Source organism: Bartonella bennetti (genome assembly GCF_045945445.1).
GTDB lineage: Bacteria > Pseudomonadota > Alphaproteobacteria > Rhizobiales > Rhizobiaceae > Bartonella.
Window position 1 is genome coordinate 909,369 of record NZ_CP174576.1, and the last position, 13,387, is coordinate 922,755.

Annotated in this window: 15 protein-coding genes; 8 read left to right on the forward strand and 7 right to left on the reverse strand. The window is 36.4% G+C overall.

The annotated features are described in order from the left end of the window. Positions 1–14: 14 nt before the first annotated feature. The 3 genes from ACJTDF_RS04045 to rsmA are packed head-to-tail and all read left to right on the forward strand — an operon-like array spanning position 15 to position 2,808. Positions 15–974 carry a SurA N-terminal domain-containing protein gene (locus ACJTDF_RS04045; protein ID WP_407965061.1) on the forward strand — a complete coding sequence of 320 codons (960 nt, stop codon included), beginning with the start codon at positions 15–17 and terminating at the stop codon, positions 972–974. Then, positions 974–1,984 (forward strand): 4-hydroxythreonine-4-phosphate dehydrogenase PdxA, encoded by a 1,011-nt coding sequence (pdxA, locus tag ACJTDF_RS04050; protein WP_407965062.1) that lies wholly within the window; start codon positions 974–976, stop codon positions 1,982–1,984. Before ACJTDF_RS04045 ends, pdxA begins: the two co-directional genes overlap by 1 nt. Continuing rightward, entirely contained in the window at positions 1,978–2,808 is an 831-nt protein-coding gene (rsmA, locus tag ACJTDF_RS04055) for a 16S rRNA (adenine(1518)-N(6)/adenine(1519)-N(6))-dimethyltransferase RsmA (RefSeq protein WP_407965063.1), read from the forward strand. Before pdxA ends, rsmA begins: the two co-directional genes overlap by 7 nt. Before the next feature lie 50 nt (positions 2,809–2,858). Here the strand turns inward: rsmA and gmk are convergent, their stop codons facing one another. The 7 genes from gmk to ACJTDF_RS04090 all read right to left on the reverse strand — a co-directional run bounded on the left by gmk (position 2,859) and on the right by ACJTDF_RS04090 (position 9,009). Further along, positions 2,859–3,524 carry a guanylate kinase gene (gene gmk / locus ACJTDF_RS04060; RefSeq protein ID WP_407965064.1) on the reverse strand — a complete coding sequence of 222 codons (666 nt, stop codon included), beginning with the start codon at positions 3,522–3,524 and terminating at the stop codon, positions 2,859–2,861. A gap of 52 nt (positions 3,525–3,576) precedes the next feature. Next, positions 3,577–4,680, reverse strand: a complete 1,104-nt coding sequence (gene mltG / locus ACJTDF_RS04065; RefSeq protein ID WP_407965065.1) for an endolytic transglycosylase MltG — start codon at positions 4,678–4,680, stop codon at positions 3,577–3,579. A gap of 107 nt (positions 4,681–4,787) precedes the next feature. Then, on the reverse strand, positions 4,788–6,047 hold the full coding sequence (gene fabF / locus ACJTDF_RS04070) for a beta-ketoacyl-ACP synthase II (protein WP_407965066.1): 1,260 nt from the start codon (positions 6,045–6,047) through the stop codon (positions 4,788–4,790). 104 nt (positions 6,048–6,151) lie between these two features. Beyond that, positions 6,152–6,388 (reverse strand): acyl carrier protein, encoded by a 237-nt coding sequence (locus ACJTDF_RS04075; protein ID WP_013544895.1) that lies wholly within the window; start codon positions 6,386–6,388, stop codon positions 6,152–6,154. 255 nt (positions 6,389–6,643) lie between these two features. Continuing rightward, positions 6,644–7,381, reverse strand: coding sequence for a 3-oxoacyl-[acyl-carrier-protein] reductase (gene fabG / locus ACJTDF_RS04080; protein WP_407965067.1), 738 nt, complete (start codon positions 7,379–7,381; stop codon positions 6,644–6,646). A gap of 18 nt (positions 7,382–7,399) precedes the next feature. After that, complete coding sequence (fabD, locus tag ACJTDF_RS04085; protein ID WP_407965068.1) at positions 7,400–8,344, reverse strand: ACP S-malonyltransferase; 945 nt, start codon at positions 8,342–8,344, stop codon at positions 7,400–7,402. Positions 8,345–8,424: 80 nt separating this feature from the next. After that, a complete protein-coding gene (locus tag ACJTDF_RS04090) occupies positions 8,425–9,009 on the reverse strand; it encodes an undecaprenyl-diphosphatase (protein WP_407965069.1) in 585 nt (194 codons plus the stop codon). Positions 9,010–9,396: 387 nt separating this feature from the next. On the opposite strand from ACJTDF_RS04090, the gene rpsF reads away from it, so the two are divergent. From rpsF to ACJTDF_RS04115, 5 genes are all read left to right on the forward strand, one after another. Further along, positions 9,397–9,804, forward strand: a complete 408-nt coding sequence (rpsF, locus tag ACJTDF_RS04095; RefSeq protein WP_407965070.1) for a 30S ribosomal protein S6 — start codon at positions 9,397–9,399, stop codon at positions 9,802–9,804. Beyond that, positions 9,804–10,052: a 30S ribosomal protein S18 gene (gene rpsR / locus ACJTDF_RS04100; RefSeq protein ID WP_407966218.1), complete on the forward strand. Its 249-nt coding sequence runs from the start codon at positions 9,804–9,806 to the stop codon at positions 10,050–10,052. The genes rpsF and rpsR overlap by 1 nt, the downstream gene beginning before the upstream one ends. 143 nt (positions 10,053–10,195) lie before the next feature. Beyond that, on the forward strand, positions 10,196–11,173 hold the full coding sequence (locus ACJTDF_RS04105; protein ID WP_407965071.1) for a hypothetical protein: 978 nt from the start codon (positions 10,196–10,198) through the stop codon (positions 11,171–11,173). Positions 11,174–11,199: 26 nt separating this feature from the next. After that, a complete protein-coding gene (rplI, locus tag ACJTDF_RS04110; RefSeq protein ID WP_407965072.1) occupies positions 11,200–11,778 on the forward strand; it encodes a 50S ribosomal protein L9 in 579 nt (192 codons plus the stop codon). 109 nt (positions 11,779–11,887) lie between these two features. Then, positions 11,888–13,387, forward strand: a complete 1,500-nt coding sequence (locus tag ACJTDF_RS04115) for a replicative DNA helicase (protein ID WP_407965073.1) — start codon at positions 11,888–11,890, stop codon at positions 13,385–13,387.

The window sequence follows — 13,387 nt, forward strand, 5'->3', positions numbered from 1 at the left end:
AAAGGTTTACTTACATGAATATACTAAAAAATAGTGCTCTTGCTTTATTTTGTATCACTTTTTTGAGTGTAAGCAGTTTATCCATAAGCATATTTTTTACATCACAAGCTTTTGCACAAACTTCAGTTGTCGTCACAGTTAATGGTAGTGCTATTACAAGTTATGATATTCAAAGGCGCATTGCTTTTCTTAAATTGCAACAGAGACAAGGAGATCTTGCTGCACAAGCTAAAAATGAGCTTATTGATGAAGCCCTTAAAAATAATGAAATAAAGCGGCGGAATATTGAGGTTAGCAAAGATGAACTTGAGAGTGCTTTTGAGAATTTCGCAACACAAAATAATATGACTGTTGAGCAACTCAGTCAAATGCTCGCTCAAACTGACGTTACAGTAGAGCACTTTAAAGCATATATTCTTGGACAAATGGGGTGGGGACGTCTTGTTAACGCACGTTATCAAGCTGAAGGCGGCGTTCTTACAGAACAAGAAGCTGTCCATAGAATATTAAAAAATGGCGGTGTAAAACCTTCAACAAACGAATATACACTACAACAAATTATTTTTGTTATTCCTGAACATCGGCGGTCAGCAATTCTGGAAAAACGCATACAAGAAGCAAATCAGTTCCGTGCAAATTTCCGTGGATGTAATAGCGCTAAAAACCAGGCAAAAGGTATTTTAGATATTACTATCCGTCATTTGGGAAAATTTTTGGAACCTCAACTTCCTAGAAATTGGGAACAAGCTATCCTTGCAACACCAGCTGGAAAAATGACCAACCTTCAAGAAACGCAGCATGGTATTGAAGCAGTTGCTGTCTGTCAAATAAAAAGAGTCTCTGATGATCGTGTAGCCAGACTGATATTTTCTATCCAAGATCATCAAAAAAAAGATATTCCGCAACTTCTTGAAGCTATCAGTGAAAAATATTTAAAAGAATTGAGACAAACAGCACGTATTCAAAATTCATAATGACTCCGCTAATCGTTAGCAGTGGCGATCCAGCAGGAATTGGTCCTGAGATTGTTATAAAAACATGGAATATGCGTAATATACGTCAAATTCCACCCTTTGTTCTCTTAGCCGATCCTGAAATTATTCGTTCGCGCGCTCATTTTTTACAACTTAATATTGATATAAAATCTGTTTCTACTCATAATGTTGTAGAAAGTTTTCCAATATCTCTTCCTATAATTCCTTTAAAAAATCGACAAAGTGATCAACTAGGATTATCTTCACCTGATAATGCTGCTGGAATAATTGAATCAATCGAACGCAGCGTTCAATTGATTCAAAGCGGTCACGGGCGCGCACTAATTACTTGCCCTATTGCAAAGAAGAGTCTTTACGATTTTGGATTCAATTTTCCAGGTCATACTGAATTTCTTGCTTATCTTGCTCAAAAATTTTCCAATCAACAATATCATCCAGTTATGATGTTAGCTGGACCTCAACTAAAAACGGTACCAATTACTATTCATATTCCACTTAACAAAGTATCTTCATCTCTTACCTGTAATTTAATTATTAAAACTGCATTAATTACTGAAAATGATTTAAAAACTAGATTTGCAATGAATTCACCCCGCTTAGCTATTGCTGCTCTTAATCCTCATGCTGGAGAAAACGGTGCAATAGGAAAAGAAGAGAAAAAAATTATTATTCCTGCTATTGAATATCTTAAAAAAAAAGGACTGAATATTATAGGCCCCCTCTCTCCTGATATAATGTTTCATGAACGTATAAGAAAAACATATGATGTTGCTCTTTGTATGTACCATGATCAAGCTCTTATCCCTGTTAAAACATTAGACTTTGATACTACTGTTAATGTTACCTTAGGACTACCTTTCATTCGTACCTCCCCAGACCATGGCACTGCTTTTGATATTGCACATAAAGGGATAGCTTCTCCCGAAAGTTTTATTTCTGCTCTTAAACTTGCAGATCAACTCACAAAAAACAATCCAATCATATGCTAATAGATAATCTCCCTCCTCTCCGTAACGTCATCAATAAATATAAGTTACAAGCTAATAAATCTTTGGGACAGAATTTTATTTTCAATCTTAATTTAACAACTAAGATTGCTCATCAAGCAGGAAATCTAGAAGGAAAACCTGTTCTTGAAATTGGTCCTGGTCCTGGTGGTTTGACTCGTGCTTTACTAGCAAAAGGTGCTATTGTAACAGCGATAGAGCGTGATGAGCGTTGTATGCCAGCTCTTTTAGAAATAGAAGAGCACTATCCACAAAAACTCAAACTTATTTTTAATGATGCACTAAAACAAGATTTCTCAAAACTTTTTGAAGAATATCCCGAAAAACCGCGAATTATTGCAAATCTGCCATATAATATTGGAACACAACTCTTATTAAATTGGCTTTTAACGAAATCATGGCCTCCTTTTTATGAATCAATGACTTTAATGTTTCAACGTGAAGTTGCAAAGCGTATTACAGCAACTTCTCAATCTCCTTACTACGGTCGTCTTAGCATATTGACTGGTTGGCGTAGCATTGCAAAAATCGCTTTTGATATTCCTCCTCAAGCCTTCATACCAGAGCCAAAAGTGACTTCTTCCGTTGTTCACATTATTCCACGCTCACAACCTCTCGCTTGCTCTATAAAAAAATTAAGCCTCGTAACAAAAATTGCTTTTGGACAAAGACGTAAAATGCTGCGCCAAAGTCTTAAAACTATTGGAGGCAAAACACTTTTAGAAAAAGCTGGCATTGATGGAACACGCCGAGCAGAAACACTTTCTATTTCTGAATTCGTAACTTTAGCTAACCTAATCACTTAAAGAAATAGAACCCTTTTTAATTCGAAGTTTCTCTTAAAATGATAAGCATATTAATCAATTTTTTCAGCAATAAGCTTATCAACGAAAGATTTAAGAAAATGACAACGCTTACGTTTCATTGTTTCTGCTAAATAAATCGCTTTAATAAGTAATAATGACTGATTCAAATCTTCGTTAATTACGACATAATCGTAAGAGCGCCATTGCTGAATTTCTGTTCGTGCATTGTTTAATCGCAAATTAATAATGTCTTGGTTATCTTCTGCTCGACGATGTAAACGAGCAACAAGCTCCTTCATTGATGGAGGAAGAATAAAAACAGAAACAGTATCGCCTGGCATTTTTTTTTGAAGTTGTTCAGTTCCCTGATAATCAATATCAAATAACATATCCCGACCAGCACTCAATGCATTTTCAACACTTTCACGTAAAGTTCCATAATAATTCCCATGCACTTCTGCCCACTCAATAAATTCCTCTCCTGCACACTTACGTTCAAATTCTTTTTTTGAAATAAAATGATAATGAACACCATCTACTTCACTAGGGCGCCTTGCCCGCGTTGTCATACTGATAGAAAGCTCTAGTTGTTGATCTTTTAGAATTAACCGTGAAATTGTTGATTTACCAGCACCTGAAGGAGAAGAAAGAATAAATAGAAAACCGCGACGTTTATTTTTTTTCTGAGCACTCAATTCATGATCAAATAATGTCATAATGTTACTCTTTTCAAAATTTTCTAAATATGAATTCTAAATTTAAGAAGATTTATCGTTTTTCTAATGCACGCCATTTACGAACATTTGCATTATGTTCATCCAAAGTTTTAGAGAAAATATGTCTACCTGAACCGTCAGCTACAAAATAAAGCGCATCACTTTTCGGAAAACTTGCCACCACCTCTAAAGAATCGCGACCTGGATTTGCAATAGCTGTTGGTGGCAACCCATCAATTTTATAAGTATTATATGGTGTTTCTCTCTCAAGATCTGACCGATAAATTGGACGACCTACAGGTTTACCTTTTCCACCAAAAATACCATAAATTACTGTTGGATCAGATTGAAGACGCATACGCTTAGCAAGACGATTATAAAATACTGCAGCCACTTGCGGTTTCTCTGCTGCAATCCCTGTTTCTTTTTCAACAATTGATGCCAATATAACAAATTCATCAATAGACTTGATGGGTAAATCTGGTGAACGAGCAGCCCATATCGCATTAACTAATTTTGTTTGTTCTTCACGTAACCTTTTTATAATTTCCGCACGTGTTGTGCCGCGAACAAAATGAACAGTATCAGTCACTAAACTGCCTTCTGGAGGTAAAACTTCTGGAAGATCACCAATCAAAATTTCATTAGCTGATAACCGGTCGAATACCTGTTGAACCGTTAAACCCTCAGGCACTGTAAAGCTATATTCAATAGATTTTCCTTTTACAAAAATATTCATAATATCATACATCGAAGCATATGCTGGAATTAAATATTCACCCGCTTTAAGACGTGTTGTGTTTTGGTAATAACCAACCCCATAAATAAAAATATCAGATGACCGAATAAGACCACGTTTTTCAAGCAATGATGCAATTTCACGAATTCCTTTTCCAGAATCAATAAGAATAACTTGTTCTTTCTCAGCTATCCCTTTGCTCTCAAAAATGTTCTTTACAATATAGAGAGGAATACCGACAACCAAAAGAACAACTACAATAAGCATTAGAAAAAAATTACCAATAATAATAAACGGATTGCGCAAAATATGCGATCTTTTCCGTTTTTCATGTGACAATCCATTATTATGTGGCGAATAATTTAATGAAAAATCGTCTATATCCTGCAATGATGACTTACTTTTTACATCAGACATAACTTACTAACCTTAATCATTTTAGGTATTTTACTAATAATTTCTCATCAAAATCTTATAATTAAAAAGCTTATGGAAGCAGCCATAACAAATAAAATTGTTTATGATTAACTAAAGCGCCGCATTACTAAAGATGCGTTTGTTCCACCAAAACCAAATGAATTAGAAAGAATTATATCAATTTTTCTCTCACGTGGTGTATGCGGTACAAGATCAATTTTTGTTTTAACAGACGGATTTTCAAGATTGAGTGTTGCCGGAGCTATATTATCTCGTATAGCTAAAATACAAAAAATAGCCTCAGCTGCACCAGCTGCTCCAAGTAGATGCCCAATAGATGATTTCGTTGATGACATGGATACCTTCAACGCATGATGACCTAAAACACGCTCAACAGCAGCCAGTTCTATAACATCAGCCATCGTTGATGTACCATGAGCATTAATATAATCAATATCGCACACATTCACTTGCGCGCGCTTAAGAGCCAATATCATACTACGTTGCGCACCTTCACCATTCTCCGAAGGAGCTGTAATATGATAAGCATCACCAGACAAACCATAACCAATCACTTCTGCATAAATACGAGCACCCCGCTTTTTTGCATGTTCAAGCTCTTCCAAAACAATAACAGCAGCTCCCTCACCCATAACAAAACCATCACGATCTGCATCATAAGGACGTGATGCACGCTCAGGTTCATCATTGTACCCAGTAGAAAGAGCTTTACAAGCAGCAAAACCAGCAAGAGATATACGATTAACTGGGGATTCAGCTCCTCCTGCTACCATTACATCCGCATCACCCAATGCAATTAAACGAGTTGCATCACCAATTGCATGAGCACCAGTTGAACAAGCTGTTACGACTGAATGATTAGGGCCACGCAGACCATACTTAATAGCAACATAACCAGAAGCAAGATTAATCAAACGCCCTGGAATAAAAAAAGGAGAAATTCGCCGTGGACCTTTATCGCGAAGTGTATAACCAGCCTCAACGATGCCCTCAACTCCACCAATACCAGAACCAATCATAACACCTGTTTGTATCTGATCTTCATCACTTTTTGGAAACCATTGAGCATCTGCAAGTGCTTGATCAGCAGCAGCTACTGCATAAGTAATAAATGAATCAACCTTACGTTGTTCCTTAGGCTCCATATGTAAATCAGCATTATATGTACCATTTGTTCCATCACCTAAAGGAATACGGCCAGCAATTTGACATGGTAAATCAGCAACATCAAACTCAGTGATGCGCCGAACACCGCTTTTTCTTTCAAGAAGCCGCTTCCAACTCCATTCAACATCACCAGCTAGTGGAGATACTAATCCCAAACCAGTAACAACAACACGTCTCATATTTCTAACCTTGAATCACCCACCGCTAGAAGCCATATTGTCACAATATGACCTAACTAGAAAATAAGGCAAAAGCATAAAATACTTTTGCCTTTTAAGTAAAATTATACAGAAGCTTTATCAATAAACTTCACTGCATCACCAACTGTGAAGATTGTCTCGGCAGCATCATCCGGAATTTCTATACCGAACTCTTCTTCAAAAGCCATAACAAGCTCAACTGTATCAAGGCTGTCTGCTCCTAGATCATCAATAAAGCTTGCATTTTCTACTACCTTATCTGCGTCAACTCCAAGATGCTCCACGATAATCTTTCTAACGCGCTCTTCTGTATCACTCATATTGTATCCTCGAATTTATATTGTTTTCCTATACTTGGTTAGCGATATAAGTTCATATAATCAAGTAATAGATGCATTGCTCCAAAACTTTAGCGATAAACACACAATATTCCATGGATATCTCCTCTCAAATGCACTAAATTGATATCCTGATTGGACAATTATCATACTTAAAAAATAAACTTATTATTTTACTTTTTGCATCGTTATCTAAAATAATAATGGCTGTAAATCAATGTAGAATAAAGCAAATACTCAAATCATTGCCATACCACCGTTGACATGTATTGTTTGTCCAGTTACATATCCTGCCTCATCACTGGCTAAATAAACAGCCGCAGAAGCTATTTCTTGCCCCGTTCCTATACGCTTCATCGGAATCGTAGATATAATTTTTTCTTTCTGCTTTTCATTCAATTGATTGGTCATCGCGGATTTAATAAATCCTGGAGCAATACAATTAACCGTTATATTTCGTGATGCAACTTCTTGTGCCAATGACTTGGAAAAACCTATTAAACCAGCTTTCGCAGCACAATAATTTGTTTGTCCAGGATTACCAACAACACCAACAATAGAAGTTATATTAATAATACGTCCATAACGCCGACGCATCATATTATATATTAGTTCACGCGTTAAAGTAAAGGCAGCTGTTAAGTTAACTGTCAGCACATCATCCCACTGCTGGTCTTGCATACGTACAAAAAGGCCATCTCGAGTAATCCCGGCATTATTAACGAGAATATCAACCCCATTCATCTCTTTTTCTACTGTCTCAGCCAATTGTCTAATAGCATCACGATCAGAAAGATTAGCAGGAAAAATAAAAACGTCTTTACCAAGATCTAAAGCAACTTCTTTGAGTCTTTCTTCACGCGTTCCATGTAGCCCAATCATCACTCCCTGTGCGTGTAAAGCGCGCGCAATTGCTTCACCAATATCTCCTGATGCTCCTGTGACAAGAGCTTTACGACCTGTTAATTTAAACATCTTTTAGACTCCCTAAGATTAAATACCTAGAATTTGTAATGCTTTTTCAATTTCCTCAGCCGTCCCAATTGTTAAACCATTGATATCCTTATTAACACGGCGTGTTAAGCCCGTTAATACTTTTCCAAAACCAACTTCAAAAAGAACATCAACCCCATTAGCTCCAAACCACTCGATTGTTTCACGCCATCGCACTCGCCCAGTCACCTGTTGAACAAGAAGCGTAAGAATACGCTCTGGATCACTTTCTGGTGTAACAGAAACATTCGCAATAAGCGGAACAACAGGTGCTTTTATATTAACAGCTCTAAGAGCATCTTTCATCGCATCAGCGGCAGGACCCATCAAAACTGAATGAAACGGTGCCGATACCGAAAGAAGCAATGCACGTTTAGCTCCTTTTTGTGAAGCAATCTTGATCGCCAACTGGACAGCTTTTGCTTCACCTGAAATAACAATCTGCCCACCGCCATTATCATTGGCGATCTGACACACTCCCTCTCCTAAAACAAGCTTGCAAATTTCTTCAACAGTTCGCTCATCCAAACCAATAATTGCAGCCATTGCACCTTCACCAACAGCAACAGCTGTTTGCATAGCATTTCCCCGAATCCGTAAAAGCTTTGCTGTATCAGCTAAACTAAATGCACCAGCAGCACAAAGTGCTGAATATTCTCCTAGAGAATGGCCTGCGACAAATTTCACCTTTTTTGCTATATTAAATCCCAACTTTTCCATTACACGAATAATTGCCATAGACACAACCATCAATGCTGGCTGTGCATTTGCTGTTAACGTCAAAGTCTCTTCTGGTCCTTCAAAAATAATTCGTGATAATTTCTCACCTAAAGCATCATCAACTTCCTCAAAAACCATACGCGCTTCGACAAATTGCTCTGCAAGTACTTTTCCCATACCAACAGCTTGGCTCCCCTGTCCTGGGAAAGTGAATGCTGCTACCATCATCATCTCCAAAATTAAATTTTAGATTTATCTTCTTTTCAACCAATTCAATAAACATAAATTACAACAAATCAACTTATTTAGAATTGAATACCTATATGAAAATTATATTTCAAAGGTGGAAGTTGATATAGAAATTTAGGAAAATATGACGCAACAAACCGAATAATAAACCAACTCACGAAGCTTCCTAAAACCATACCAGCCAAGACATCAAAAGGATAATGTACACCTGTAAAAACACGCCCCCAACAAATTAATAACAAAAATATCAATGCTAACTTAGAGGTAATTTTGTATCGACACAAATAAAGATTAACAAAATAAGACACAATCACTAATGCATGATTACTTGGAAAAGAAGCTGTTTCCCCATGTTTAATAAGAGGTCGCATAAGACCTACAACAAATGGACGCGGACGATAATAAATAAGAGAAATAATATAGCCTATAACAAGGGCAACACAAATACTAACACCAATACTTAAAGCAACACGCCTTTCCATATATCCACCACAAAACCATAATACACAAAGATGTATAGGAATAATATAAACTAAAAACTTTGCACAAATAATACCAAACCAAACCAAGACTAACCCCGTTTGATAATTATCAGCAAGCATTTCGAAAAGTGCTATATCAATCTGGTGTAAAAAATTCATTCTTATCTCACTTATTATATCATTATCTTCTACTCCATCATATCACTGTTTGGTAAAGAAAACAGTGATATGATGGAGTAGAATGAAACGTGAAATATATAAAAAATATCCCGAAATTTAATAAATCATATTTTTTGTAAACACAAACTTGCTATTTTAAAAGATAAGCTGTAAATATCCAATGTTCATTACCGGTATTTGGCTGGGGGTTGAACGGAGGGCTGGGAAACAACCAGTGGGAATATAATAATTCCGGCCTCCTGTATCTCCGCTCTCGAGTGTCTCGAATTGCAAACGCGTCCTTTCTTCTTTGGGTCTTCCAATAAAGACAAGTCGCAGAGGCTTTGCGCCAAAACCAGTAGAATTTAATTGAAGAAAGGCAAAATAATGGCTCTTTATGAACACATCTTCCTTGCCCGACAAGATATTGCACCGCAGCAAATTGATGAGCTTTTAGAAACTTATAAAGGTGTTATCGAAGCGCATGGTGGAAAAGTTGGGCGTATAGAGAATTGGGGGCTTCGTTCTCTTGCTTACCGAATCCGCAAAAATCGTAAAGCTTATTACGTATTGATAAATATTGATGCTCCAGCTCAAGCAATTACTGAACTTGAACGTCAAATGCGTATTAATGAGGATGTTTTACGTTATATGACTATCCGCGTAGAAAAACATGAGAAAGAACAATCGACAACACTTTCACGATTCAACCGTGATGGCCTTCCTGGTCAAAATGAAGGGAAAGCTCAAAATATACGCCGTCAACACGAAAATCCAACAGGAGAAATAGCATGATGACTGACATTCATCAAACTCCGACACGTCGTCCTTTTCATCACCGTCGTAAAACATGTCCATTTTCAAGTGCAAATGCTCCTAAAATTGATTATAAAGATGTCAAGCTGTTACAGCGTTATATCTCAGAACGTGGGAAAATTATTCCTTCGCGCATCACGGCTGTTAGTCAGAAAAAACAACGTGAGTTGGCCAATGCTATTAAGCGCGCTCGTTTTCTTGGCTTACTTCCGTACGTTATCAAATAAATTTTAAATTTATTGTGTAGCCAGAATCTCTTCTGGCTACTTATTCTTTTTGTTTAATGCTTAAAAAAACATTTTAATTATAATATATCCAGAAAAGTTGGGGTATTATATACCTCTAACTGCAAAAAGCAGGACAGCGGTCAATGGAAGATTCCTATTCTTATAAAACAATAATTGGTGTTTTAGCAGGACTGTTTACTGCTAGTATAGGAATGGCAATCATCAGCGTTTTAAATATCATTCCTTATTGTTCTCTTTTTTTGGGTTGTTTTATTTCGCTTCCTATCTTTGCCACAGCATTCAGATATGGTACATTATCTAGTCTTGTCGCTTTAATTAGCGCTACCTTTGTTCTCTCCGTAACCAATAATATTTATATTGGTTTTAGTTTTATGTTATTATTTTTTCTTCCTGCTGTTTATGCTTCTTGGCTCCTTGGGCTTGCGCAACCAATAAAGGAAGAAAATTCATTGATATGGTATCCATTATCATCAATCATTTTTCTTTTAACAAATTTTATTGCTTGTATATCAACTTTTATTGGAGTTTATGTTCAAAATCATCCAACTTCTCCTATTATTGCAAAAAAAATTACCGAAAATATAGTACAAACTATGCGACAATCGCAATCTATAAAAGAAACTGATATTCTTTCTTTTAGTGAACTCTTAACGACACATACAGCAACTCTCACAGCAGTAATATTGGCTGTTTATAGTTTATTGTTTTTTATTGCTAATCTTTACTTTTCAATGATGATAGCACATCATATAGATTGGCTAAAAAGACCTCGTGATGATTGGAAACAAAATTTCCGCCTTCCAATTGGGGGTCTCATCATTTTCATTGCTGCTTTTATAGCCGCAACGATTGAAATTGGTTTCATTTTTAATTTGAGCGCAAATGTTTTTACTACCGCTTATACACTTGTCATATCAATTAGTGGTCTAGCGTATCTCCATAATATTACAAAAGAGATAAGTGGCCGAATGATAATATTATCCCTTGTTTACATTGCCATTTTAACTGTTATTTTTACTGTACCTATTTCTTTTATGCTGCTGCTTATGGGTATTTGGGCAACCATTCAATATAATAGCCAATCACGCAAATCTTACTAATTGACTTAATTCGAAAGGAAAAAACTATGGATATCATTTTGCTTGAACGCATCACTCATCTTGGTCAGATTGGCGATATTGTTTCAGTTAAAAATGGCTATGCACGCAATTTTCTATTACCTCAAGGTAAAGCTTTACGTGCTAACGAAGCCAACAAAAGACACTTTGAAACACAGCGCGCACAGCTTGAAACACGTAATCTTGAACGCAAAAACGAAGCTAAAAAAATTTCTGAAAAACTTGAGGGACAATCATTTATTATTATCCGTTCAGCTGGTGAAACAGGACAGCTTTACGGTTCCGTATCAACACGTAATATTGCTGATATTATAACAGAGAACGGCTTTTCTATTGGACGTAATCAAGTTGAACTTAACCACCCAATTAAAACCATCGGTCTTCACACAATTTCGCTTAGCTTACACCCCGAGATTCAGGTTTCTGTAACAATTAATATTGCACGTTCAGCTAATGAAGCACAGCGTCAAGCAGAAGGTGAAACTCTGACTTCTATTGAAGCAATATATGGTGCTCAAGAACAAGCATTAACAAAAGAAACTGATGACCATGAAGAAAATAATCTTAATGAAGAAAGTCAAAGTTAATGAATATCTTGTGCCTATTTGACTGTTTTTTTTCTTTTCTCCCATTAAAATTGATATATCATGATAATATTCAGCCAAAAGGCTGAATATTATTAATAGAAAGATTGTTATGGAAGAAACCGGCATCTCTAATCTCATTCCTCAGCAAAAACAAGAATCCACTTTTGTTCGGCAGATGCCACATAATATTGAAGCTGAACAAGCATTGCTTGGTGCTATTCTTATTAATAACGATGCACTTGATCGCGTGTCAGATTTTTTAAAATCAGAACATTTTTTCCAACAATTACATCAAAAACTCTTTGAAATTTTATCGCAAATTATCAAAAAAGGAAAATTAGCAACCCCTGTTACTATCAAACCTTTTATTCCAGCTGAAGAAAAAATCGGAGATATTACTGTATTTAATTATGTTATTCGTTTGGCTAAAGAAGCAGTGACAATTATTAATGCTGAAGATTATGGACGAGTAATTTATGACCTTTTTATCCGGCGTTCTTTAATTAATCTTGGAAATGAAGTTGTCAATACCGCATTTGATGCTCCTTTAGAATTGACACCTATTCAGCAAATTGAAAGAATCGAACATGATTTATTTCAGCTGGCAGAAAAGGGAAAATATGGTGGTGGATTTGAGAGTTTTGATGAAGCGATTAAAAAAGCTATTGATATGGCAGGAATAGCAAAAAAGCGATCTTCACGATTATCAGGTATCGCTACTCACCTAAAAAAACTTGATGAACAAATAGGAGGATTACAGCCTTCTGATTTAATTATCATTGCTGGACGTCCTGGTATGGGAAAAACCTCTCTCGCGACCAATATTGCCTTCAATATTGCCAACACTTATAACTGTGATGCAAAAAAAGACTCATCGCCAGAAAATGAGGGAGGAATTGTCGGATTCTTTTCGCTTGAAATGTCATCAGAACAACTTGCAACGCGTATTATTTCTGAGCAAACAGAAATTTCTTCTTCTAACATTCGTCGAGGCAATATTTCAGAGGAGCAATTTGCAAAATTATTACGCATAATGAATCGTCTCCAAAAAGTCCCACTTTATATCGACCAAACTGGTGGCATATCTATTACTCAATTAGCTGCCCGTGCACGTCGCCTTAAGCGACAACATGGTTTAGATGTTTTAATTATTGACTACATACAGCTAATGACAAGCAATTCAAGACGCTCATCTGAAAGCCGTGTTCAAGAAATTACAGAAATCACCACGGGATTAAAAGCTTTAGCTAAAGAACTTAACGTTCCCATTATTGCTCTTTCACAGCTTTCACGCCAAGTCGAAAATCGGACAGATAAACGTCCACAACTATCAGACTTACGTGAATCTGGTTCAATTGAGCAAGATGCTGATGTTGTTATTTTTGTATATCGTGAAGAGTATTATCTTAAAAATGAGGAACCTAAGATAGGAGGTCCAGAACATTTAAAATGGCAAGAATCAATGGATCAAGTTTTTGGGAAAGCTGATATTATCGTCGCAAAGCAACGTCATGGACCAACAGGTATAGTCAAACTCTCTTTCCAAGCTGATTTCACACGTTTCAGTGATCTGGCAGACAGTAATTATCTTCCAGAACGATATGATTAA

Bases quoted from the DNA above. Each gene is read 5' to 3' on its own strand.
- ACJTDF_RS04115 (WP_407965073.1), top strand. From the start codon at position 11,888: ATGGAAGAAACCGGCATCTCTAATCTCATTCCTCAGCAAAAACAAGAA.
- fabG (WP_407965067.1), bottom strand. From the start codon at position 7,381: ATGTTTAAATTAACAGGTCGTAAAGCTCTTGTCACAGGAGCATCAGGA.
- rpsF (WP_407965070.1), top strand. From the start codon at position 9,397: ATGGCTCTTTATGAACACATCTTCCTTGCCCGACAAGATATTGCACCG.
- fabF (WP_407965066.1), bottom strand. From the start codon at position 6,047: ATGAGACGTGTTGTTGTTACTGGTTTGGGATTAGTATCTCCACTAGCT.
- ACJTDF_RS04090 (WP_407965069.1), bottom strand. From the start codon at position 9,009: ATGAATTTTTTACACCAGATTGATATAGCACTTTTCGAAATGCTTGCT.
- ACJTDF_RS04105 (WP_407965071.1), top strand. From the start codon at position 10,196: ATGGAAGATTCCTATTCTTATAAAACAATAATTGGTGTTTTAGCAGGA.
- fabD (WP_407965068.1), bottom strand. From the start codon at position 8,344: ATGGTAGCAGCATTCACTTTCCCAGGACAGGGGAGCCAAGCTGTTGGT.
- ACJTDF_RS04045 (WP_407965061.1), top strand. From the start codon at position 15: ATGAATATACTAAAAAATAGTGCTCTTGCTTTATTTTGTATCACTTTT.
- rplI (WP_407965072.1), top strand. From the start codon at position 11,200: ATGGATATCATTTTGCTTGAACGCATCACTCATCTTGGTCAGATTGGC.
- mltG (WP_407965065.1), bottom strand. From the start codon at position 4,680: ATGTCTGATGTAAAAAGTAAGTCATCATTGCAGGATATAGACGATTTT.
- ACJTDF_RS04075 (WP_013544895.1), bottom strand. From the start codon at position 6,388: ATGAGTGATACAGAAGAGCGCGTTAGAAAGATTATCGTGGAGCATCTT.
- rpsR (WP_407966218.1), top strand. From the start codon at position 9,804: ATGACTGACATTCATCAAACTCCGACACGTCGTCCTTTTCATCACCGT.
- gmk (WP_407965064.1), bottom strand. From the start codon at position 3,524: ATGACATTATTTGATCATGAATTGAGTGCTCAGAAAAAAAATAAACGT.
- pdxA (WP_407965062.1), top strand. From the start codon at position 974: ATGACTCCGCTAATCGTTAGCAGTGGCGATCCAGCAGGAATTGGTCCT.
- rsmA (WP_407965063.1), top strand. From the start codon at position 1,978: ATGCTAATAGATAATCTCCCTCCTCTCCGTAACGTCATCAATAAATAT.